At 52.4% G+C, this 21,263-nt stretch carries 20 protein-coding genes; 12 read left to right on the forward strand and 8 right to left on the reverse strand.

Annotation, left to right across the window (positions count from 1 at the left end; genetic code table 11):
- Positions 1-214 precede the first annotated feature (214 nt).
- Positions 215-658, reverse strand: a complete 444-nt coding sequence (locus IE076_RS07905) for a cupin domain-containing protein (RefSeq protein WP_189436207.1) — start codon at positions 656-658, stop codon at positions 215-217.
- Positions 658-1,428: a hydroxyacylglutathione hydrolase gene (gene gloB, locus IE076_RS07910; protein WP_209008976.1), complete on the reverse strand. Its 771-nt coding sequence runs from the start codon at positions 1,426-1,428 to the stop codon at positions 658-660. Before gloB ends, IE076_RS07905 begins: the two co-directional genes overlap by 1 nt.
- Before the next feature lie 186 nt (positions 1,429-1,614).
- On the opposite strand from gloB, the gene IE076_RS07915 reads away from it, so the two are divergent.
- Positions 1,615-2,376 (forward strand): class I SAM-dependent methyltransferase, encoded by a 762-nt coding sequence (locus tag IE076_RS07915; RefSeq protein ID WP_189436209.1) that lies wholly within the window; start codon positions 1,615-1,617, stop codon positions 2,374-2,376.
- Here the strand turns inward: IE076_RS07915 and IE076_RS07920 are convergent.
- From IE076_RS07920 to metX, 3 genes are read right to left on the reverse strand one after another with little or no spacing between them, the layout of a single operon-like run.
- Positions 2,363-2,827: a DUF6622 family protein gene (locus IE076_RS07920; RefSeq protein WP_189436210.1), complete on the reverse strand. Its 465-nt coding sequence runs from the start codon at positions 2,825-2,827 to the stop codon at positions 2,363-2,365. The genes IE076_RS07915 and IE076_RS07920 overlap by 14 nt on opposite strands.
- 47 nt (positions 2,828-2,874) lie before the next feature.
- Positions 2,875-3,501: a methionine biosynthesis protein MetW gene (metW, locus tag IE076_RS07925; RefSeq protein ID WP_189436211.1), complete on the reverse strand. Its 627-nt coding sequence runs from the start codon at positions 3,499-3,501 to the stop codon at positions 2,875-2,877.
- A gap of 32 nt (positions 3,502-3,533) precedes the next feature.
- Positions 3,534-4,694, reverse strand: a complete 1,161-nt coding sequence (metX, locus tag IE076_RS07930) for a homoserine O-acetyltransferase MetX (RefSeq protein ID WP_189436375.1) — start codon at positions 4,692-4,694, stop codon at positions 3,534-3,536.
- A 593-nt stretch (positions 4,695-5,287) separates the two neighbouring features.
- Here metX and hisC point away from each other — a divergent pair.
- From hisC to IE076_RS07955, 5 genes are all read left to right on the forward strand, one after another.
- Entirely contained in the window at positions 5,288-6,385 is a 1,098-nt protein-coding gene (gene hisC, locus IE076_RS07935) for a histidinol-phosphate transaminase (RefSeq protein ID WP_189436212.1), read from the forward strand.
- An 18-nt stretch (positions 6,386-6,403) separates the two neighbouring features.
- Complete coding sequence (locus tag IE076_RS07940) at positions 6,404-7,339, forward strand: prephenate/arogenate dehydrogenase family protein (RefSeq protein ID WP_189436213.1); 936 nt, start codon at positions 6,404-6,406, stop codon at positions 7,337-7,339.
- Between the two features lie 199 nt (positions 7,340-7,538).
- Positions 7,539-8,147: a superoxide dismutase family protein gene (locus IE076_RS07945; RefSeq protein ID WP_209008935.1), complete on the forward strand. Its 609-nt coding sequence runs from the start codon at positions 7,539-7,541 to the stop codon at positions 8,145-8,147.
- 632 nt (positions 8,148-8,779) lie between these two features.
- Positions 8,780-9,736 (forward strand): sterol desaturase family protein, encoded by a 957-nt coding sequence (locus IE076_RS07950; RefSeq protein ID WP_189436214.1) that lies wholly within the window; start codon positions 8,780-8,782, stop codon positions 9,734-9,736.
- 232 nt (positions 9,737-9,968) lie between these two features.
- A complete protein-coding gene (locus IE076_RS07955; protein ID WP_209008936.1) occupies positions 9,969-11,003 on the forward strand; it encodes a calcium-binding protein in 1,035 nt (344 codons plus the stop codon).
- Positions 11,004-11,092: 89 nt separating this feature from the next.
- Here the strand turns inward: IE076_RS07955 and typA are convergent, their stop codons facing one another.
- Both typA and IE076_RS07965 read right to left on the reverse strand, forming a co-directional pair.
- Entirely contained in the window at positions 11,093-12,913 is a 1,821-nt protein-coding gene (gene typA / locus IE076_RS07960; RefSeq protein ID WP_189436216.1) for a translational GTPase TypA, read from the reverse strand.
- A gap of 310 nt (positions 12,914-13,223) precedes the next feature.
- Positions 13,224-13,604, reverse strand: coding sequence for a hypothetical protein (locus IE076_RS07965; protein WP_189436217.1), 381 nt, complete (start codon positions 13,602-13,604; stop codon positions 13,224-13,226).
- 229 nt (positions 13,605-13,833) lie between these two features.
- Here IE076_RS07965 and IE076_RS07970 point away from each other — a divergent pair, with 229 nt between their 5' ends.
- The 4 genes from IE076_RS07970 to folK all read left to right on the forward strand — a co-directional run bounded on the left by IE076_RS07970 (position 13,834) and on the right by folK (position 17,563).
- Positions 13,834-14,724 (forward strand): AraC family transcriptional regulator, encoded by an 891-nt coding sequence (locus tag IE076_RS07970; protein WP_209008937.1) that lies wholly within the window; start codon positions 13,834-13,836, stop codon positions 14,722-14,724.
- A 153-nt stretch (positions 14,725-14,877) separates the two neighbouring features.
- The gene (locus IE076_RS07975; protein ID WP_189436218.1) at positions 14,878-16,131 is read left to right on the forward strand and encodes a multidrug effflux MFS transporter; all 1,254 of its coding nucleotides are present in this window, start codon (positions 14,878-14,880) and stop codon (positions 16,129-16,131) included.
- A gap of 119 nt (positions 16,132-16,250) precedes the next feature.
- The gene (folP, locus tag IE076_RS07980; protein WP_189436219.1) at positions 16,251-17,072 is read left to right on the forward strand and encodes a dihydropteroate synthase; all 822 of its coding nucleotides are present in this window, start codon (positions 16,251-16,253) and stop codon (positions 17,070-17,072) included.
- Complete coding sequence (gene folK, locus IE076_RS07985) at positions 17,072-17,563, forward strand: 2-amino-4-hydroxy-6-hydroxymethyldihydropteridine diphosphokinase (protein ID WP_189436220.1); 492 nt, start codon at positions 17,072-17,074, stop codon at positions 17,561-17,563. The genes folP and folK overlap by 1 nt, the downstream gene beginning before the upstream one ends.
- Before the next feature lie 15 nt (positions 17,564-17,578).
- Here folK and IE076_RS07990 read toward each other — a convergent pair whose 3' ends face one another.
- On the reverse strand, positions 17,579-18,100 hold the full coding sequence (locus tag IE076_RS07990; protein ID WP_189436221.1) for a cytochrome b: 522 nt from the start codon (positions 18,098-18,100) through the stop codon (positions 17,579-17,581).
- 94 nt (positions 18,101-18,194) lie between these two features.
- Between IE076_RS07990 and IE076_RS07995 the strand changes: the two genes are divergently transcribed.
- Positions 18,195-18,638, forward strand: a complete 444-nt coding sequence (locus IE076_RS07995; protein ID WP_189436222.1) for a MarR family winged helix-turn-helix transcriptional regulator — start codon at positions 18,195-18,197, stop codon at positions 18,636-18,638.
- A gap of 145 nt (positions 18,639-18,783) precedes the next feature.
- Entirely contained in the window at positions 18,784-21,210 is a 2,427-nt protein-coding gene (locus IE076_RS08000; protein WP_209008938.1) for a heavy metal translocating P-type ATPase, read from the forward strand.
- The last annotated feature ends 53 nt before the right edge of the window (positions 21,211-21,263 follow it).

Raw genomic sequence — 21,263 nt, forward strand, 5'->3', positions numbered from 1 at the left:
TAAACTGTATTATCTCTCAAGTATAGCGTCGAAAAAACAGTAGAGTTTATGCGCAGAAAATTTTATCGGAGTCTGCCCAGTAACGACAAGTACCTGTATTTACGCGATTTTTTAGGCGGTGCTTATACGTCTTTCGTCTAATTTTGAGCGAGAACTTGTTTGAGTTCAGATCAAGCATGTGAGTGTTTTGGGGGCTTAATTTGATGATTTTGGCTCAAGGATTCCAGCCGGGTGGCGCCAACTCAAAGCCTTCAAACGAGAAGCCTGGCGCAACGGTGCAACCTACCAGAGTCCAATCGCCAAGGCTTTGTGCAGACTGCCATGCATGGCGTGGTACGATGCCCTGTGGGCGTTGGCCGTCTTTCATGTTCATACCAAGTGTGATGTCGCTGTGCTCACCTTCCTGAGTGCTGATTAACAGGCGAAGTGGAGCGCCGCCGTAGTAGTGCCAGGTCTCGATCGCATCGACCCGATGCCAGTGGGATTTCTGGCCCTTTTTGAGGAGGTAGTAGATAGCCGTTGAGTAGCCACGCCCATCTGGTCCTTCTGTATCGCGGAAGGTTTCAACGTAATAGCCGCCTTCCGGATGCTCTTTCATTTGCAGTTCGGCGATAATCTCTTCGGCGGTTGTGGACTTTACCGTTTGCTCCACTGACATTAGAAATTATCCTTGCGACGACGGATTTCTGCGAAGATGTCGGCTGGGTCGGCGTTGACCATATTGAGGTTTTTTTGGATCTCCGGATCTCGAACGCGCAGGAATGGGTTGGTTGATAGCTCAGCGGCCATGGACGTTGGCAGGGTAGGGCGGCCAACCTCGCGAAGGGCCTCAATGCGTTTTGTGCGCTCTTGCAGCGCCTGATTGGTTGGGTCAATGGTGAGTGCGAATTTGGCGTTCGACAGCGTGTACTCATGACCGCAATAGATGGTGGTTTCTGGTGGGAGCGTGTTGGCCAGATGGCTGAGGGAGGCCCACATCATCTCTGCATCGCCTTCAAAAACGCGTCCGCAACCTAGGGCGAAGAGGGTGTCTCCGGTGTGGGCGATGCCAGCGTCCTGGAACCACCAGGAGATATGATCGAGTGTGTGCCCCGGTGTGCCGATGGCCTTTACTGCGATTGGACCAACAAGGATATCGTCGCCATCTTCAACAAAGTGATTCATGCCTGTGAGGTGTTGGCGAGAACGTTCTGGTCCCGTGACAGTGGCGCCAGTTTGCTCGACGAGTTCTGTCATGCCGCCCACATGATCCCAGTGGTGGTGGGTGATCAGGATGTCGGTCAGGTTCCAGCCGGTTTCTTCCAGCACCTGCAGGTAGGGCGCTGCTTCCGGCACATCGATCGCTATTGTATGACCGCTGTCTGGGTGGTGAATGAGAACGCCGAAATTATCTTTCAGACAAACAAATTGACGAACTTCAACTTCAATCATCAAACAGCTCCCAAGCTGATAATAAATCCTTGCGAGATCATGAGAGGACGCGCAGCCAAATTCAACTGCAAACTCAGAAAACTCCGCGTGTGGTTGATTTATGCTTGCAAATCGTCTGCAAGAAGCGTTGCCTCTGCGCACCGGACACTTCATGATATGTGAAGACGACGCGCGGAGAACCAGTTGTATCTTGATGTTGCTCACTTAAAAGAGTTCTACGACCTGCCACTTGGACGGATGCTCCGGGTGTTGGTTGGAAGTCGCGTGAACATGCTTTGGCCCGAAATGCGGGGGCGAAGCTTGCTGGGTGTTGGCTATGCGGCGCCGTACCTGCGGCCTTATTTGAAGAAGACTAATCGTGTTTTTGCCGGAATGCCCGCTGCACAAGGTGTTGTGAAGTGGCCGCGTGAGGTGGAGATTCCTAACAAGGCGTTCCTGATGGAAAATGGCCAGTTGCCGTTTCCTGATTCCTGTATTGACCGTATCCTGCTTGTGCATTCGCTGGAGATGGCTGGGCAGCCAGGTGAGTTGCTGGATGAAGTATATCGCGTGTTGTCGCCGGGGGGACGGGTAATTGTAATTGTTCCGAACCGTCGCGGCGCATGGGCGCGGTCTGAAGTGTCGCCGTTTGGATATGGCAGGCCCTATTCTCGTCCGCAGTTGGATAATTTCCTCAGTAATCATCACTTATCGGTGGTGTCACGAGAAGAAGCGCTGTTTGTTCCGCCGACGAACTCCAAGCTGGTGCTGAAGAATGCACGCAGCTTCGAGAACCTTGGAGCGGTTGCTTGGCCTGCTTTTGCCGGGTTGTTGGTGACTGAGGCTGAAAAGCAGGTGTATCGAGGCATTCCATTGAAAGCCAGCAGAGTGGCGCGGGTGTTGCGTCCCGTGTTTTTGCCAGAAGGGAAAACAGCGGGTGCTCAGGTGCGAACTAGATACGAATGATGCGTAGCGCGCGGCCTAAAAATGTGCCCGAGGCCGCACCAATCACTGAGGCGAATACCACCGAAAAGGCGGGGTTAGTGTAGAGATCTGGGTTAACGGCCTTTGTTACGCCTGCTGCGTAATTGGCTACGAATTGGGTCATCAAGACGCCGAAGGTGAACCATTCGCCTGCGAGCGTAACGCGGCTACCATCTCTTGATACAATCCAACGCTCCTGCAAGCGGTAGGTGGCTAAGCTAAAGATTGCGTAGAATAACAGGAACGCGGTCCAGCTGAGGGATTGGTTAGGCAGTGCAATGATGCCGTTGATGGTGGTGAGGCCCAGAAGAGGTAATAAATAGGCGGACTTAACGGAGGAACTCCGCTCTTTTGAAGAATGAATGCCTAAATAAACCAGAAGCGCGAATAGTGGCCACACCCAGACGGGTGCGCCAGTGATGAACTGCAACATATGAAACCTCGAAAAGGGATATCTGAAATTCGAGTCGTATAACGTAATCAATTCTTGCGTTCTAACAGGAATACCGCCTGGTCGCCAATCAGATTCCACACCCACCAAGGTGCATTGAAAGCAATGCGACGGCCTTTGGCGTCTAAGGCTTCTGCCTTTATGACCCTTGCATGCACTTCCTCTGAAAGTTCTACAAAATCACGGATGGTACAGAAGTGAATGTTTGGTGTGTCATACCACTGGTATGGCAGGTAGTCGGTGACCGGCATCCGGCCTTTCGTGAGTAGCTGTATGCGGTTGCGCCAGTGGCCGAAGTTGGGGAAGGACACAACGACTTTCTTGCCGATGCGCAGCAGCTGCTCAAGGACCTGTTTGGGGTCCATGGTTGCCTGCAGGGTATGGCTCAGGATTGCATAGTCAAAAGCATCATCGGGGTAGGCGGAAAGATCATTGTCCGCATCGCCCTGAACAACTGACAGCCCGCGGGCCACAGCTTCGTTCACGCCCTTTTGTGAGGTGTCGAAACCTCGGCCATCCACGTTCCGCGTTTTGATCAGCAACTCAAGTAGTTCACCTTTGCCACATCCAATGTCCAGAACCCGCGCGCCCGGTGTAACAAAATCGCAGAGAATCCGGTGATCGCCGCGTACATTCCTCAAATCATCTTTTGTCATAATGAATTCTGCTTTCTGATAAAGCTAACTGTTCAACGTTGCGGTTCGTTTCCATCTCCGGGAGCCGGAATGCCTCTGGCTCTGGATGCTCCGGTCAGGAAACCGCGCATGGTTTTGAGTAGTTCAGCTTCATCAAGAAGGAATGCATCGTGTCCGCGAGAGCTCTCGATCTCGACAAAGGAGACGTTTGCTCCAGCTGCGTTGAGAGCCCGTACAACGTCCTTGCTTTCCGAGGTTGGGAAAAGCCAATCAGTTGTAAAGGACATGACGCAGAAGCGGGTTTTGGTGTGCAGGAACGCGTTGGCCAGTTTGCCACCATGGGCTGCCGCGAGGTCGAAATAATCCATCGCGCGGGTCACGTAGAGGTATGAATTGGCGTCGAAACGATCCACAAAGGTCATACCCTGATGACGCAGGTAGCTTTCGATCTGAAAGTCCGCGTCAAAGCCAAATGTGATGGCAGAGCGGTCCTGAAGGTTGCGGCCAAACTTACTATGAAGGCTCTCATCTGACATATAAGTGATGTGGGCTGCCATGCGTGCGACGGACAGGCCTTTGGTCGGGCGCTTTCCGTATTTTGCGTATTGGCCGTGACACCAGTCCGGGTCCGCCATCACAGCCTGACGGCCAACCTCGTGGAAGGCAATATTCTGACTGGAGTGGCGTGGGCCCGTAGCGATTGGGACAGCTGCGAATACCTTATCCGGGTACGCGGAGGCCCATTGTAGCACCTGCATGCCGCCCATGGAGCCGCCGACCACGGCAAACAGTGTGTCGATGCCAAGGGCTTCAACCAGTTTTGCCTGGGAGCGCACCATGTCGCCGATTGTTACGACCGGAAGATCCAGCCCGTAGACCTCGTTGGTTTCCGGGTTGGTTGAGGCAGGCCCGGTGGTGCCAAGGCAGCCACCCAGCACGTTTGCGCAAATGACAAAGTACTTGTCGGTGTCCACGGGGCGTCCGGGGCCAACCATTACTGACCACCAGCCCGGCTTTCCGGTCACAGGGTTCTCGGAGGCCGCGTATTGATCACCTGTGAGGGCATGACAAACCAATATGGCGTTGGTCTTGTCTGCATTCAGTTCCCCATAGGTTTCGTAGGCGATCTGCCAGGGCGCAATCTCGGTGCCTTCGTCAAGCCGAAGAGGGTTATCGGGACCAAATCGCATGAGCTTGCTGGCAGGCATGTCCATCTGCTCCGCTGCAACACTGGCTTGTGTTGAGGGCGAGATTTTCGGAGTTTCCTCCGGTTTTGCGCTGGCAGTCTCAGTCATATTTTCTTCCGAGAGGTTGTGAAGGCGAATTGGGTGTTCCTCTGAAGGCTTTCAGGAGGGTTTTTGCTAGGTGCCTATTGGCAGTGTGTCAACGTTTTCTTTTGGTTTCATCCTCGTTGTTTCCTGAGATTTTGGTCAGGTTCTGTTCAATATTTCGAGAGGGTAAGCACGATGTTCCTGATGTTCCCAGTTGCAGATACACAGATGAGTTTGCCTCTTGTCCGAGAAAAACTGAATGAAGTTGATGGGGTGCGCTATGATTTTTGACGCACAAAGGTATAGAAGTGTTGAGTTTTTATCGCAGTTTTGAAGGCGTAAATGCGCTATTAGCTGTTGTGTAGGCTTAGATCCGGGCAGATGCTCGCAAAGTTTTTTGAATTTGCGGAAGTGGCGCCGGATTAGCTTAGTTGCGTCAGTGTATAGCTTGCACCGCTTGACCTAGATGATGAATTTGATAGTGAAGCAGACGCAGTATTTGAAACTACGCGTTTTTTGAATGAAGGAATGACGTGATGGAAGAGCAGGTAGTACGTCCTGTCCCGCGTGCCGGTGTCTTGGCGATTGACCCTTATGTGCCTGGTAAGGCTAAGGCAAAGGGCGGCCATAAACTGCATAAGCTCTCTTCCAATGAATCTCCTATGGGAGCGAGCCCGAAGGCACTTGAAGCGTATCGCAGCATTTCCGAGCTTCAACAATACCCTGATGGCAGTGCCACAGAACTGCGTACCGCGATTGGAGAAGTGTACGGTCTGAACCCAGACCATATTATCTGCGGATGTGGTTCTGACGAGGTGCTGAGCTTGCTTGCCTATGCCTACCTTGGCGAAGGTGATGAAGCTATCTATACCACTCACGGCTTCCTTGTTTACAAGATTGCGATCCACGCTGCCGGTGCAAAACCGGTTATTGCGCCCGAGAAAAATCTGACCACGGACGTCGATGCTATTCTGGAGCGTGTGACCGAGAAAACCAAAATGGTTTTTGTTGCGAACCCGAACAATCCGACCGGTACGTATATTCCATTTGACGAAGTCAAGCGTTTGCATGCTGGATTGCCGAAGTCCTGTATTCTGGTGCTGGATGCGGCCTATGCTGAATATGTGACCAGAGACGATTATAACGCGGGTATCGAGCTGGTGGACAACTCCGAGAACGTTGTGATGACACGCACGTTCTCCAAGGCTTATGGCCTGCCAGCGCTGCGCCTTGGATGGGGTTATGGTCCTGAGCACATCATTGATGCGTTGAACCGTATTCGCGGGCCGTTCAATATGAATGCTGCTGCAATTGCAGCGGGTGCCGCCGCTGTGCGTGATCAGGCGTTTATTGAGCAGGCGGTTGGTCACAATAACGAGTGGTTGCCGTGGGTAGTTAACGAACTCACCAAACTAGGTCTTGACGTAACGCCAAGTGTCGGCAATTTCATTCTGATCCATTTTCCTGAGGAAGCGGGCAAACGCGCTGTTGATGCGGATGCCTTCCTGCTGGAACGCGGGTGTGTGTTGCGGCAGGTGAAAGCTTATGGATTTGACAATGCCCTACGCATGTCAATCGGTAGTGAGGAAGCCAACAAAGATGTTGTTGCAGCTCTCACTGAATTTCTGAAGTAGTCCTAATAGAAGGTCTCCATGTCTGAACCCTTGTTTAGCCGGGTCGCACTGATTGGTATCGGTCTGATCGGCTCCTCTCTTTCGCATGTCATGCGCCGCGAAAAGCTGGCGGGTGAAATTGTTGTCTCTACACGCTCAGAAGTTACTCTGAAGCGTGCGGAAGAGCTGAGGCTTGGGGACCGATATTATCTGGACGCAGCTGATGCCGTTAAAGGGGCAGATCTGGTCATCGTTTGTGTGCCAGTTGGTGCCTGTGGCGCAGTGACAGAAGCCATTGGCCCGCATCTGGCAGAGGGCGCAATCGTGACTGATGTGGGGTCTGTTAAGGCCTCCGTCGTTTCTGCGATGAAGCCGCATATTCCAGAGAACGTGCATTTTGTGGCGGGGCACCCGATTGCGGGTACGGAATATTCCGGCCCGGATGCCGGTTTTGCATCGCTCTTTGAGAATCGCTGGTGCATTCTCACGCCGGATCAGGACGCGGATCAGGATGCGGTGAAGCGCCTTTCGGCTTTCTGGGAGGCTTGTGGCTCTGAAGTTGAGGTTATGGACGCCGAGCATCATGATCTGGTGCTTGCTGTCGTGTCTCACCTTCCGCATATCATTGCTTACAACATTGTTGGCACAGCCGATGATCTGGAGACGGTGACCAAGTCTGAAGTGATCAAGTACTCCGCTTCCGGTTTCCGTGACTTCACACGTCTGGCGGCTTCTGATCCGACGATGTGGCGTGATGTTTGCCTCAACAACAAAGATGCCATTTTGGAGATGCTTTCGCGGTTCTCTGAGGATCTGTCTGCTTTGCAGCGGGCGATCCGCTGGAGTGATGGCGATGCGTTGTTCAAGCTCTTTGCCCGTACCAAGGGTATCCGCCAGCAACTAGTTGAAGCTGGTCAGGAATCTGCAGCTCCGAACTTTGGTCGCGAAAACGAAAAGGGCGAACCGGCAGAGTAAGCTTGGTTGCATTTTGAGAGAATTTCACCCGGGTCAGATTTGTTCTGATCCGGGTTTTCTTTTGGAGTTGTAACCAAGACCAATCAACTTGCAAAACGGGTAGGGGCCATTGGTTTACTGCGCTGGCAAGGGATGCATTGTATCTTCCTGAACGCTGCATATCCTGAGAGGTGACAAAGCATGCTTTCAGGAGTTTCTTATGATGAAACCAAGTGGGTTGGCTGCTGTTGCTGCAGCTGGATTTGCTGTTGTGAGTTTTGCGGCGGTGACTGCAGAGGAAGATCAGGTTCCTGCTCGTCCAATTGCGGTGGCTGTCATGCACGATGTTGATGGCAATCAGGTTGGCCGTGTGGTGATGGTGGAGACTTTGAGCCAGACCTTGCACATCTCCGCGTCCTTTGACGGACTTCCTGCTGGTGTGCATGGGTTCCATGTTCATGAAACCGGTCTTTGTGAGCCAAACTTTGATGCTGCCGGTGGTCACTTTGCGCCGGATGGACATGAGCATGGTATTGAGGTTGCGGATGGACCACATGCTGGCGATCTGCCCAACCTTCATATTCCTGAGAACGGGAAGCTTATTGTTGAATATTTTTCCGATGTCTTGGATCTGAGCCCCGATGATGAGCATAGTTTGATTGGTGGTCCGGGCAGGGCGTTGATTGTTCACGCGGATCCGGATGACTATCACAGTCAGCCGACTGGTAATGCCGGTGGCCGTATTGCATGCGGGGTGATTGTGCCGGTTGATCAGAATGCAGACGCGTTTCAGAGTTACCCAGAAGAGCCTTCCAGTTATGGCGAGTAGGTTTGGCACTGCATGGTGTTCCATGCAGTGTTGAAACTAAGGGTTCCCGCTAGAACGGGTGGAGCAAGGCGGGCAGGCTCTGCCTGCGCTACTTGTTAAGTTAGTTTCTTCGGCATTGGCTGCTCGCCTCGCCCGGGTCTTTTATCATGAACGCGCGGGTTCCTTCTCGAACAGACGTGACTGACACATTGCTATGCCATTGGCAGTTTCCTGCCACCGCCGGACGCCCTTCGGAACGATCTCATTTCCCCTATACCACTGCGGTCTCAAAAGGGGACGCTTCACCGGACCTCCCGACACGATACGTTACCTCATGCCGGTAGCCCAACCCCACCCACGACCACCGGCGGACGGTCCGCCGACAGCCCAATACGTGGGCACAAAATAAGCCTAGGACAGTTTCGGGAGAGGGGAATAAGTTTTCCGGGAGATCTTCTTCTGTGGGAGTTCGGGAGGTGCAGTTTGATTTGCTCTGCAACTCCTTTAGGGACGACAATTGTATATAACTCATTGTAATATATAGATAAAATGTTATTTGCTGACGTATACATTAGTGTGCTACCGTAAACGTCACTGCTTCGTGGCTCTGGATTTGCACGGGCATTTGAGTTTGGTTTGGGAGGGCCGTCTCAATGGAATTTTTTGATCCGGTAGCGTACGCGATACCGTTTTTTGTTATCTTCATGATTGTCGAAGGCGTGGCCTTGAAGCTGCGCGGTTTTGGTGGTTATGGAGCCAAAGACACATTTTTCAGTCTCTCACTGGGGATTGGGAGCCTCGTTGTCGAAGTTCTTTTTGGTACTTTCGTCGCCTATACAGCACAGAGCTGGATCTACGGCTATCGGCTTGTGGAGAGTATTCCGGTCAACTTCTGGACTATCGCGGCCTGCTTGTTTCTCTACGACTTTGCGTTCTATTGGAAGCATAGGTTCGGGCACGAATATCGCTTATTCTGGGCGAGCCATGTAAATCACCATTCCTCGCAGCATTACAACCTGTCGACGGCTTTGCGCCAGACATGGACAGGTACAATCGCGTTTGCTTTCATTTTCGGGATGCCGCTTTCGCTACTCGGTTTTCCGCCGGAGATGGTTTTCTTCGTTGCCGCGTTGAACCAGCTTTATCAGTTCTGGCTTCACACTGAGCTGGTAGACCGCTTGGGACCGATTGAGTGGATCTTTAATACACCGAGCCACCACCGGGTGCATCATGCAACGAATCCACGTTATCTGGATTCCAACTACGCCGGCGTCCTGATCATCTGGGATAGAATGTTCGGAACTTTTAGTACTGAAGTGGCAGAGGATCCACCGCGGTACGGTATTGGCAAGAACCTTGACACCAACAACATACTGATTGTGGTGCTTCATGAATGGATTGCCATGGTAAAGGACCTGAGGACTGCGCGTTCATTGCGCGATGTTTTCGGTTACATATTCCGTACCCCGGGATGGACACCGGACGGCTCTCGTCTGACAACCAAAAAGGCGAAGGCCAATTGGAGGCGGAAACAGGAGCGCCTAAAAGCTCAGCAGGAAGCCTTGGAGCAATCCGAGGCGGAACAGAGCACCAAGGCTGTTGAAGCGTAACGGAATGCATAGCCGTTGCTGCTGTCCTGCGAAGTCCTTTTGTAAATCAGGAAAATGGAATCTGCCTAGTTTGCAGAGCAGCAGCATATGCGCAATCGGAGGAAATAGGGGCTGTGCATATGAGGGGTTTTCCTATCGCAATATGCAGTCATTATGCGTGCTTACGTACCACTGGCACTCAGCTCAATTCTGAATTCTACCAGCATATTTCATGCTGTTTTGGGGGGACAAAATGGGAAATATCAATTGGCCAATCTTAACTTATGGAAATTACGGAGGCCCCTTCTATACGGGAGGTGAGTACGGAGGAACGGACACTTCTGTCCCTGCCAAAGATGATTTGGATGAAGCCTACAGACAACATGATATTCTCTATAGTCACGAGGACGCGGACCTAGCCTACATCGCAAACAGGCAGTTCTTAGATGATATCGACATTCTTAAATTCGACCCAGAGTCCGATTGGAATAACGGAGAACTCGACACAGCGGAGAAGGCTTATTGCGATTTCACTTTCGGCCTCTTTCTTGGGCTCGTCAAACTCCACGAAGAACAGAATAATATTCCGCCAGCAGAGTGCTGGACGCCTATGTCGGCCGATGAACTGCTCGCAGAGATAATGGGAGAAGACGTTGTTTACGACCCTGATAGTGGCATCACTCTAGAGGGTGGGGACGAGGCCAATACTTTCATAGGCAGTGAACTCAATGATACGCTTAGGGGCGGTGCTGGAAATGACACTCTTGAGGGGGGCAATGGTCGTGACGTCCTTGAAGGAGGAAGCGGTGCCGACACGCTCATAGGCGGTAATGGTGGCGATACACTTAAGGGCGGGAGCGGCAAAGACACTCTTTCTGGCGGTTCCGGAGAGGATACTCTCATAGGCGGAAGTGGCAGTGATACGCTTAAGGGCGGCGCGAATGACGACATACTTGATGGCGGTAGCGGCAACGACACTCTAAAGGGCGGGAATGGCAATGACATCCTGATTGACGGGTCTGGATCAGATCATCTTGTAGGCGGGGATGGAGACGATACATTCCGTTTTTCCAATGATGGTAGGAAAGACTATATTGATGATTTCGAGCTCGGGTGTGATGTCATTGACTTGAGCGCTGCTGGTGTCACCTCATTCTCTGAACTTAAGATCACGCAGGACTGGTTTTGGGATCCAGTCGAAATCCAATACGCAGATGAGACGATCGTTGTCGATGCTGGCTGGCTGATCTTAGATAGCTTCTCTGCGGATGACTTCATTTTTGCATAGGCGCGATGGAGCAGCTGTGTGAGTGTTCTAAAGCAGACACAAAAAAAGGGAGAGCAAATGCTCTCCCTTTTGCGTTTATATGTAAGGACTTAGGAAGCCTTAGCTGATGCACGCTCAGCGCGCTTGCGATCATGTGGGCACAACAGAGCTTTACGCAGGCGGATGGATTCTGGGGTGACTTCCACCAGCTCATCTTCTGCGATGTAAGACAGTGCGCCTTCAAGGCTCAGCTTGATTGGGGTGGTCAGCTTAACAGCATCGTCCTTACCGGAAGAACGGATGTTGGTCAGCTGCTTGCCCTTCAGAACGTTCACTTCAAGGTCGTTGCCGCGTGTGTGCTCACCGATGATCATGCCCTGGTACACTTTTGTACCCGGCTCAATCATCATTGGGCCACGGTCTTCCAGGTTGAACAATGCATAAGGAACAGCATCGCCCTGACCGTTGGACAGCAGAACGCCGGTGTTACGGCCCTGAATTGCGCCTTTGTAAGGTGCGTATTCATGGAACACACGGTTGAAGATTGCAGAACCGCGAGTGTCTGACATCAGCTCTGCCTGGTAACCAATGAGGCCACGCGTTGGAGCATGGAATACCAAACGGGAACGACCGCCGCCTGATGGGCGCATTTCAAGAAGTTCACCTTTACGCTCGGTGATCTTCTTAACAACAGCACCCTGGAACTCATCATCAACGTCGATGATAACTTCTTCGATCGGCTCAAGGCGTTTGCCAGCTTCGTCTTCCTGATAAACAACGCGCGGACGACCTACGCAAAGCTCGAAGCCTTCGCGGCGCATGTTTTCAATCAGGATCGCCAGCAGGAGTTCGCCGCGACCAGATACGATGAAGGAATCTGCTTCTGCAGTTTCTTCGATCTTGAGCGCAACGTTACCTTCCGCTTCCTTCATCAGACGCTCGCGGATAACGCGGGACTGAACTTTGGAGCCTTCCTGACCGGCCAAAGGACCGTCGTTCACACGGAACATCATGGACAGGGTTGGCGGATCGATTGGCTGTGCCTGAATTGGTTCGCTCACCTGAGGTGCAACAATTGTGTCTGCCACGGTTGCCTTGGTCAGACCAGCGATGGAAACGATGTCGCCTGCTTCGCCTTCTTCAATTGCCTGACGCTCAAGACCACGGAACGCGAGAACCTTGGAGATGCGGCCAGTTTCGACCACTTCACCGTCACGTGTCAGTGCTTTGATTGGCATGTTTGGCACTGCAACGCCAGATGCGATGCGGCCTGTCAGAATGCGACCGAGGAACGGGTCGGATTCAATGGTGGTTGCCAGAAGGCGGAATTCACCTTCTTCAGCCTGAGGCTCAGCGACTTTGTCGAGGATCATGTCGAACAAAGGAGCCATGGAGTCCTGAGGACCTGCTGGCTCAAGAGCCATCCATTCCTGCTTTGCAGAACCGTAGACGACAGGGAAGTCGAGCTGCTCTTCGTTTGCATCCAAAGATGCGAAGAGGTCGAAGACTTCATCCAGAACTTCGTCAGCGCGCTGCTCAGGTTTGTCGATTTTGTTGATCGCTACGATAGGCTTCAGGCCAAGCTTCAGCGCTTTACCAAGTACGAACTTGGTCTGTGGCATTGGGCCTTCAGCAGCGTCTACGAGCAGTACAACGCCATCAACCATGTGCAGGATGCGCTCTACTTCGCCGCCGAAGTCAGCGTGACCTGGTGTGTCAACGATGTTGATGCGGGTGTCTTTCCAAACAAGCGAAGTGTTTTTCGCGAGAATGGTGATGCCGCGCTCACGCTCGATGTCGTTGGAGTCCATCATGCGTTCTTCGGTGCGCTGATTGTCACGGAAGACGCCGGACTGCTTCAACAGGACGTCGATCAGGGTCGTTTTGCCGTGGTCAACGTGGGCGATGATCGCAATATTGCGAAGTTTCATGGAGGCTCCGTCTGGCCATGGGAAGTCGTGACGTGTGGGAGGATCATGAGGTGCCCGATCCACGCCATTCCTTCAATCTAGTTTTTCTCAAATGAAAGATGCGCTCTTCTATCCTATTTTTGAGTCATTTCAAACCATCTTGCTAAAAAACTGCTAAGTATTTAGTGCGGCACGTTTTTTTCTAGATTAGTCTGTCTTGATGGATAGAATTTGTCGGAAAAAGAACGCAATTCAGCGTTTGTTTAGCTGAAACCTGATCGCGTGGCTAAAGAAAAATGCGGCTGGGCGCGGTTTCTGGCGGGTAGGGCGCTTACTCTTCATTGAGGAAGTTATAGTCATCGACCGTAAGCAGGCCGGACTTGCGCATCAGGCGTGAACGGACGCTGATTTCGGCAAGGTCATAGGCATGCATCCATTGGCACTCATCCGGGCAGCGGCCAACAATGTCGTAGCTCTGGCCTGCGGGGATGTAAAATTCTTTGAAGGGTTCAAGATTGAAAATCCTGCCATTGATCCCTATAGACATTCCAGAGGTCAGTGCGACGAAAATCTCTTCGGCCTCTGCATACAAGTTTCTCCAGATGCGACCGGGCGCGTCGATTTGATGGTGAAATGCGTAGCCCCGCTCGCGAAAGCTTGCTTGCAGCTCCTGTTTCTGTTGTTCAAATTGAGACAGTTCAACTGAAAGCAAGCAGTGCTCCTGTAAATTCGATCTTCGGCAAACTGTTAAAAAATGCTCAGTACCATCCGAGGGACAGTCACTTGACTACAAAAAGGAATATGGCAATCTAAATACTATTCAATATCGCAATATTGGGTATTGCAATACCCAATACTAATACCGATTTATTCGTGGTGGGTGATTATAAAATAATAAAATACCCTCTGTGCGCGTAATCCCAAAAGTTGTTGGAAAATCAATGCAATTTGCAACCCAACAGTGGTTAGAAGAATGGTTTGCCCCTCTCGCCCCAAGCGAGGGAACGAGTGCAACCCGGCATGAATGTGTAGAAGTGATTCGAGTGACAACCGCGATGAAACCTCGTGCGGTTATGTACTCGCCAAGCATTCGAGTCGTTTTTCAGGGCCTGGTCAGAGGTCATTTGGGTAGCCAAAGCTTCCTCTATTCCCAGCAGAGCTATGTCGCGCTTGTTTCGCCAATCCCGCTTGAGATCGAAATCGTTGAAGCGTCACCTGAAAAGCCGCTTTTCGTAGCTAATTTAGCTATTGATATCAATGTTTTGGCAGAGCTGATGCTCTTGATTGAGCAGGAGCCTCTCGAGTTTGAGTACGGCGAAACGCTTGGTCGACCAGCGCATTTGTCCGAGGAGGCGTTGTTCTCTGTTTGTCGTCTGTTGCAGACGCTAAATAGCGAAGAACAAACGAAAATTCTCGCTGATGGCTATTATCGGGAGTTCCTGTACCACATCCTCAAGTCTGAATACGGTGCGAGTCTGAGAGTCCTGTTCCAAAACAGTGAAAAATCTCAAGGTATTGCGCGAGTTCTTCAAGTGTTACACGAAGATTTCTCAACCAACCTCAGCGTTGACCAGATGGCGAAGATGGCGTGCATGAGCATTTCGGCGTTTCATGCTGGCTTTAAGGCTGCGACCGGGCTCTCTCCGTTGCAGTATGTGAAGTCGATCCGTCTGCATAAGGCGCGCTCGATGATGCTGAGTCAGAATATGAGTGCCAGCCAGGCAGCCTATCGGGTTGGCTATGCAAGTCCGTCCCAGTTCAGTCGTGAGTTCAAGAGGTTCTTTGGCAGCTCGCCAACGCAGGAAGCTGCGAAATTCCGTGTCATGGCGTGAGGTAACGCATAAGTTGATTGCCGCAGTCTGTGTTTTCCATTGTGTGTATGGTGCACGCAGCCTAAAGTAAGTCGTTCAGAACCTAATAATAATTATAACTGGTAATGTGCATTCGGGTTTACTAAGTGCCTTGCCTTGAGGTTTGATTTTAGAATGACAAAGGCACAAGGTACGCACCCAGGGCCCTGGCTTTCAGCTGGGCGCACTGCGGCTTTCGGGGCATTGCTGGTTACGATTGGTCCGCTCTCCATGGCGCTCTATACGCCAGCTTTGCCGACCCTGACGGATGTGTTTCAGACAACAAGTGCTGTCGCCAAGCTTACTCTGACGGTGTATTTCGCCGGTTTCACGGTGGCGCAGCTGATCTGCGGGCCGCTTTCCGATGCCTACGGGCGTCGGCCCATTATTCTCGGTTTCTTCAGTCTCTATCTGGTCGGCAGTCTGATGGCCTGGTTTGCGCCAAATATCGAGACGCTGCTGCTCAGCCGACTGATACAGGGAATTGGTGCATCCAGCGGTGTTGCTGTGGCGCGGGCGATCGTGCGGGACCAGTTTTCTGGCGAGGCTGGGGCGCGGATCATGAATCTACTTGCTTTGATGCTGGGGATTGCGCCTGCTTTTTCTCCGACGATTGGTGCTTTGGTACTTGGGGCCTTCGGGTTGCAGGCGGTTTTTCTTCTGATGGTGGTCTACGCGGCTTGCATTCTGGTGCTCACGCTGACTGTTTTGCCGGAGACAAATCTTTATCGGGATGCCAAGCTCATTCAGCCCCGGTACATTCTTTCCTCCTACTGGACGCTTCTGAAATCGTTTGAGTTTTTGCGACCCTCTTTAATCCTCGGGCTCACTATCGGTGTCATCTATACGATGTCTACGATTTTGCCGTTTGTCCTCATTGACCAGCTGGGCCTTTCGCCCTTGCAGTTTGGTCTGGGCATGCTGCTTCAGTCGGGCTCGTTCTTTGCCGGTGCGTTGGCGACCCGCTTTCTTTTGATCAAGTTCACCACCAAAGTCCTGCTTAACCCTGCGCTATTCCTATGCGGCCTTGGTGGGCTGGCTTTGTTTGGTGTTACACACTTTGGGCAGCTGAGTTTTGTTGGCATCATGATTCCGGTTGGTCTCTTCGCCTTTGGCGCGGCGATGGCCATGCCTGCACTTTCGATGCAGGGGCTGGATCCGTTCCCCGGGATTGCCGGGTCTGCTTCTGCCTTGATGGGCTTTATGCAGATGGCCTGCGGTTTCCTTGGCAGTCTGGTTGCTGCGGTTATTGTGCCTGATCCGGTGGTTGCACTTGGCGTGGTCATGCCGGGCATGGCTTTGGGTGCGTTGTTCCTCCATCTGCTGCCGTTCAAGAAGCGGGCGATGGAAGACGAGGCCGTCACACACTCTGGTAAGCCGCCCAGATAAAGGCGTCTTGCAGTAAATTGGGCGCACACGGTGGAGCTCGTCGAAAAGATCACCTGATTTTGCTGGAATCCTCGGCGTTGGGCGGCTATGAGGGTCCTGAAATTGGGAGGGAACCCCTTATGGCAGAGTTTGATCGTGGATTGCTGGAGAGTTCTCAGCGTCCGCTCGTCATGGGCATCTTGAATGTAACTCCGGATAGCTTCTCCGATGGCGGCCAGTTTGATGCGCCTGCGGTGGCTTTGGCGTATGCGAAAGAGATGATCGCGGAAGGTGCGGACATCATCGATGTCGGTGGTGAAAGCACGCGGCCCGGAGCTACCTTTGTTGAAGAGCAGGATGAGTTGGATCGGGTACTGCCAGTTCTCGAGCTGATCAAGGACCTGCCAGCCCTGATCTCCATTGATACCTATAAGGCAAAGGTTGCTGAAGCGGCCTGTAAGATCGGTGCGCACATCGTGAATGATGTCTGGGGCTTGCAGAAAGACCCTGAGATGGCGGGTGTCGTGGCAGATGCGGGTGTGCCAGTGATCATGATGCACAACCGTACCGAGGTTGATGCTACGCTTGATATCCTTGAGGATATCGACCGTTACTTCGAGAAGTCTTTGAAGCTGGCATCAGATGCGGGCATTCCGGAGGAGCTTCAGATTCTTGATCCAGGGTTCGGATTCGGCAAGACGCTAGAGCAGAACTATCAGATTCTGAAGAGGTTTTCTGATCTTCATAAATATGGACGCCCCATTCTTGCAGGCGCTTCTCGAAAGCGGATGGTTGGACATATATTGAATAATGAAGCATCAGAGCGTATGGCTGGGTCGCTTGCAATTCACATGCTTGCTCTGCAAAGTGGAGCGCAGATACTGCGAGTGCATGATGTAAAGCCGCACGTGGATGCGGTACGGATCTTCCAGGCGATGAAAGAACTAGGCAGCAGCCAATAATGACACAAGAAAAAATCGTTGCAGCTCTTGGTTTGGGCTCCAATCTTGGCGATACCAAAGCAAACATCGACAATGCGGTCGCGGCCTTGAATGCTGTCGAGGGCATAACCGTTCTCCAGAAATCATCTGATTACCGGACTCCGCCATGGGGGCCTGTGCCGCAGGATGATTATCGCAACTGCTGCATTACTGTAGAGACGGTGCTTTCTCCGCGTGCGCTTTTGAATGCGGGTCTTGATGTGGAGCAACATCTTGGCCGTGTGCGCGATGTGCGCTGGGGCCCCCGAACGATTGATATCGACCTTCTCATTTATGATCATGAGAGCGTTGCTGAAGAGGGGCTTCAGGTGCCGCATCCCCGTATGGGGGAGCGAGCGTTTGTGCTGATCCCACTCACGGAGATTTGGCCGGATGCGCCGTTGCTTGATGGGCGCACAGCGGAAGAAGCGCTGGAGACTTGCCCAGAAAAAGAAGGCATCTACAAGCTGTAGATGCCTTGTTGCTTGTCAGGTGGTTTTCATCCTGGCGACCAGATTGTCTTTCAGAACAAACTGATGATAGAGCGCTGCGATGACATGCAGCGCAACAGAGGCGAGCAGCACAGGCGCGGCGAGCCCGTGGATTGCTGCAGGCGCAATGGTGATGTTTTCTGGCCACGCCTGCCAATTGCCTGCGATTGCAAGTTCCATTAGTCCTGCAAATAAAGACATGCTCATGCCGGAGATCACCAGTGCCAATGGTGCGAGGTAAAGCAGCAGGTGAACCAGTTTTGAGAGGTTGATCATTACAACGCCCCAATCCGGGTCCGGCTGTGGCCGCGCATGTTTGAATAGCAGGACGATGCGATAAATCAGGAAGAGCCCTGTGAGGCCTCCCAGACCTGCATGAGCCATGAAGATATTGAGTTTGTCAGGTGAGATTGCAGTTCCTGCGAGGACTTTTCCCAAAATGAAAACGGCAATTATGGTGACGGCAAAGAGCCAATGTAGGATAATTGTCGGGCGGCTATACTTGTGTGGCGATGACATAGGATTGACCTCTGATGACCGGAATAAAATGATTTTAGTTTACATGTAAATTAGATGTCAATAATATAATGAACTCTAATAATTCAGGAATGCGATGACAACACTCCCATACCCACGCTCGATGGGCCGATTGCTCACCATGCTGTCTGAAGCTGCTTGCGGTTTGGCAGAGGATTATTTGCGGCCCTATGAGATTTCTCTGGCGCAGTGGGTTGTACTTTCGGCGTTGTGGCGCCGCGACGGGCTAAGCGTTTCTGAGCTTTCGGAGTATTCGGGTAAGAAAACTGCCGCGCTCTCACGCTTACTGGACCGGTTGGAGGACAAGGAGCTGGTTCGCCGTGCAGCGGTTGAGGATGACAAGCGGTCGGTGAAGATCCACCTTACGGAGAAGGGGCAGGGACTGTCTCATCTGGCTGACATGTACAAGCACGTGAATGGGGTTTTGCTTGCAGATTTGTCCGAAACAGAGCAGGAACAGCTGTTTCCGATGCTGGAGCGGATGCTTGACAGCGTTGAGGGAAAATCCAAAAAACGCTGATATCTAAATAAGATACTCGCATTCTCGTCAAAACAGCCGGTACCTCCGCAAAGAAAATTCATAGGAATTGCATTTTAGCTCTTGAAGCTATAGCGACTGGAGGTCTTATCTTGTCATGCAATGAAGAAATTGCATGGAGCGGATTATGTCCAATGCGGAAGAGCGAGGTCAAAAAGATTTTCGCGATGAGATAGACGAGTCTACCAACGAAAGCTGCTGTTCCAACACGGCTGGGGAAACTGGCAAGGCTACAGGGGATTGCTGCTCAGTAAGCCCTGAGACATCTGGGGATGATTGCTGTGGCTCTGCGAAACCGCATGAACACGCACACGAACACTCTCATACGCACACGGGGTGTGGCTGTTCCAGCGAGAGTGAAGTGGCGATTCCGGATGTGACCAACTGGAAGGGCGCCCGCTCGTTCCGTGTTGAAGGCCTGTGCTGTGCTGAAGAGATGAGCATTCTGCGCCGTGTTGTTGGCCCTGTTGTTGGTGATCCTGAGTATCTTGCCTTTGACGTGCTGAACGGGAAGATGATTGTTTCTCCTGTTGCCCGTGATGTTGCTGATGATCTGATCGTTAAGGCTGTGAACACGACAGGCATGAAAGCCGCCCTGTTTATTGAGCAGGAAGCAGCAGACGCACGGGCCAAGCAGCATCGTCGTCTTGGCACGTTTACGATTGCCAGTGGTTTGTTCTGGGCAGCTGCGCTTACGCTTCAGGTGGTTCTGTTTTTTTCCAGTACGCATTCTACAAATGTGTTCAGCGTGTTTCAGGCTGTTCCATCAGGGCCGGTTGAAGTTTTGTATATGCTTGCCATCGTGGCTGGCCTGCGGTTGGTGGCGCCCAAGGGATGGTATGCGCTGAAGACCTTGCGGCCTGACATGAACCTGCTGATGCTGGTTGCGGTTGCTGGTGCGATTGGAATTGGTGAGTGGTTTGAGGGTGCTACGGTTGCCTTCCTGTTTTCTCTTTCGCTCTACCTGGAAAGCTGGAGTGTTGGGCGCGCCCGCAAAGCTGTTGCAGCGCTTATGGACATTGCACCAACCGTTGTGCGTTTGCTCAAACCCGATGGCAGTGATGAAGAAGTTTCCGTGAACAGTGTAAAACCGGGCGCGGTCTTTATTGTCCGTGGCGGTGACCGTATTCCACTAGATGGCGTCGTGCTCAAAGGCGTTGGCAGTGTCGATCAGGCGCCTATCACAGGTGAAAGTATGCCTGTGATGAAAGAGGCTGGCGATGGTGTTTATGCAGGCACCATCAATGGCGAGGGCAGCTTTGAGGTAGAGGCCACCAAGGGGGCTGACGACACCATGCTTGCCCGCATCATTCGCATGGTGAGCGAAGCGCAGGCGCGGCGGGCGGCTGCTGAACAGTGGGTTGAAAAGTTTGCCCGTGTTTATACGCCATCGGTGATGGTTCTGGCGATCTTGTTGGCGGTTGTTCCTCCGCTGGTGTTTGGTGCGGCTTGGATGGACTGGTTCTATCGTGCGCTTGTTCTGCTGGTTATTGCGTGCCCGTGTGCGCTGGTGATTTCTACGCCTGTCTCCATCGTAGCTGGTTTGACCTCTGCGGCGCGAAATGGTGTGTTGATTAAGGGTGGTGTTTTCCTTGAGCTGCCTGCTCGCTTGAAAGCGCTGGCCTTTGATAAGACCGGGACCATCACGAACGGTTTGCCGACTGTAACGGACGTCTATCCATTGTCTGGTCACAGCGTTGAAGACCTTCTCAGGCGCGCAGCGTCTTTGGAGGCGCGTAGTTCTCACCCACTGGCTGAAGCTATTCTGACACGTGCAAAAGAAGACAGTGTTGAGTATCAACCAGCTGAGAACGTTGAGTTGCTGCCGGGGCGTGGTCTCTCTGGTCTGCGCAATGGCAAGAGTTACTGGCTGGGTTCTCGCCGGTTCCTGAACGAGAAAGACTTCGATATTGGCGAAGCCGATGCCAAGGCGCGTGAGCTGGAAGCAGAGGGTAAGACCGTCGTTGCGGTTGGCACGAATGCGCATGTCTGCGGCCTGATTGCGCTGGCTGATACGGTTCGTGATACGGCTGAAGAGTTGGTCTCTCAGTTGCACAACGCTGGTGTTGAGAGGCTGGTTATGCTGACCGGTGACAATAAGGCGACTGCCGAGCGCGTTGCGGCATCCGTTGGCATTGATGAGGTGCGTGCTGAGCTGCTGCCGGAAGACAAGGTTCTGGCGGTTGAGCAGCTGGCTCATGAGTATGAGACAGTCGCGATGATTGGTGACGGGGTGAACGATGCACCTGCAATGGCACGGGCCAGCTTTGGTGTTGCTATGGGTGCTATCGGGTCAGATGCGGCCATTGAAACTGCCGATATCGCCTTGATGAAGGATGATCTGTCTCGGTTGCCATGGCTTATTCAGCATTCAAAACGGACGCTCAAGATTATTCATCAGAACATCGCATTTGCGTTTATCGTGAAGGGTATTTTGGTGGTGCTGACCGCGATTGGCTTTGCCAGCCTTTGGGCGGCGATCCTAGGAGATGTTGGGGCGACGCTGATTGTAGTGACCAACGCGCTGAGATTGCTGAAGGATCGCGGGGAATAACAAAAGGAAAAGCCGAGGTTTCCGCCTCGGCTTTTGGATTCTGATCTTACGTG

The organism is Pseudovibrio japonicus (assembly GCF_014651595.1).
Lineage (GTDB): Bacteria > Pseudomonadota > Alphaproteobacteria > Rhizobiales > Stappiaceae > Pseudovibrio > Pseudovibrio japonicus.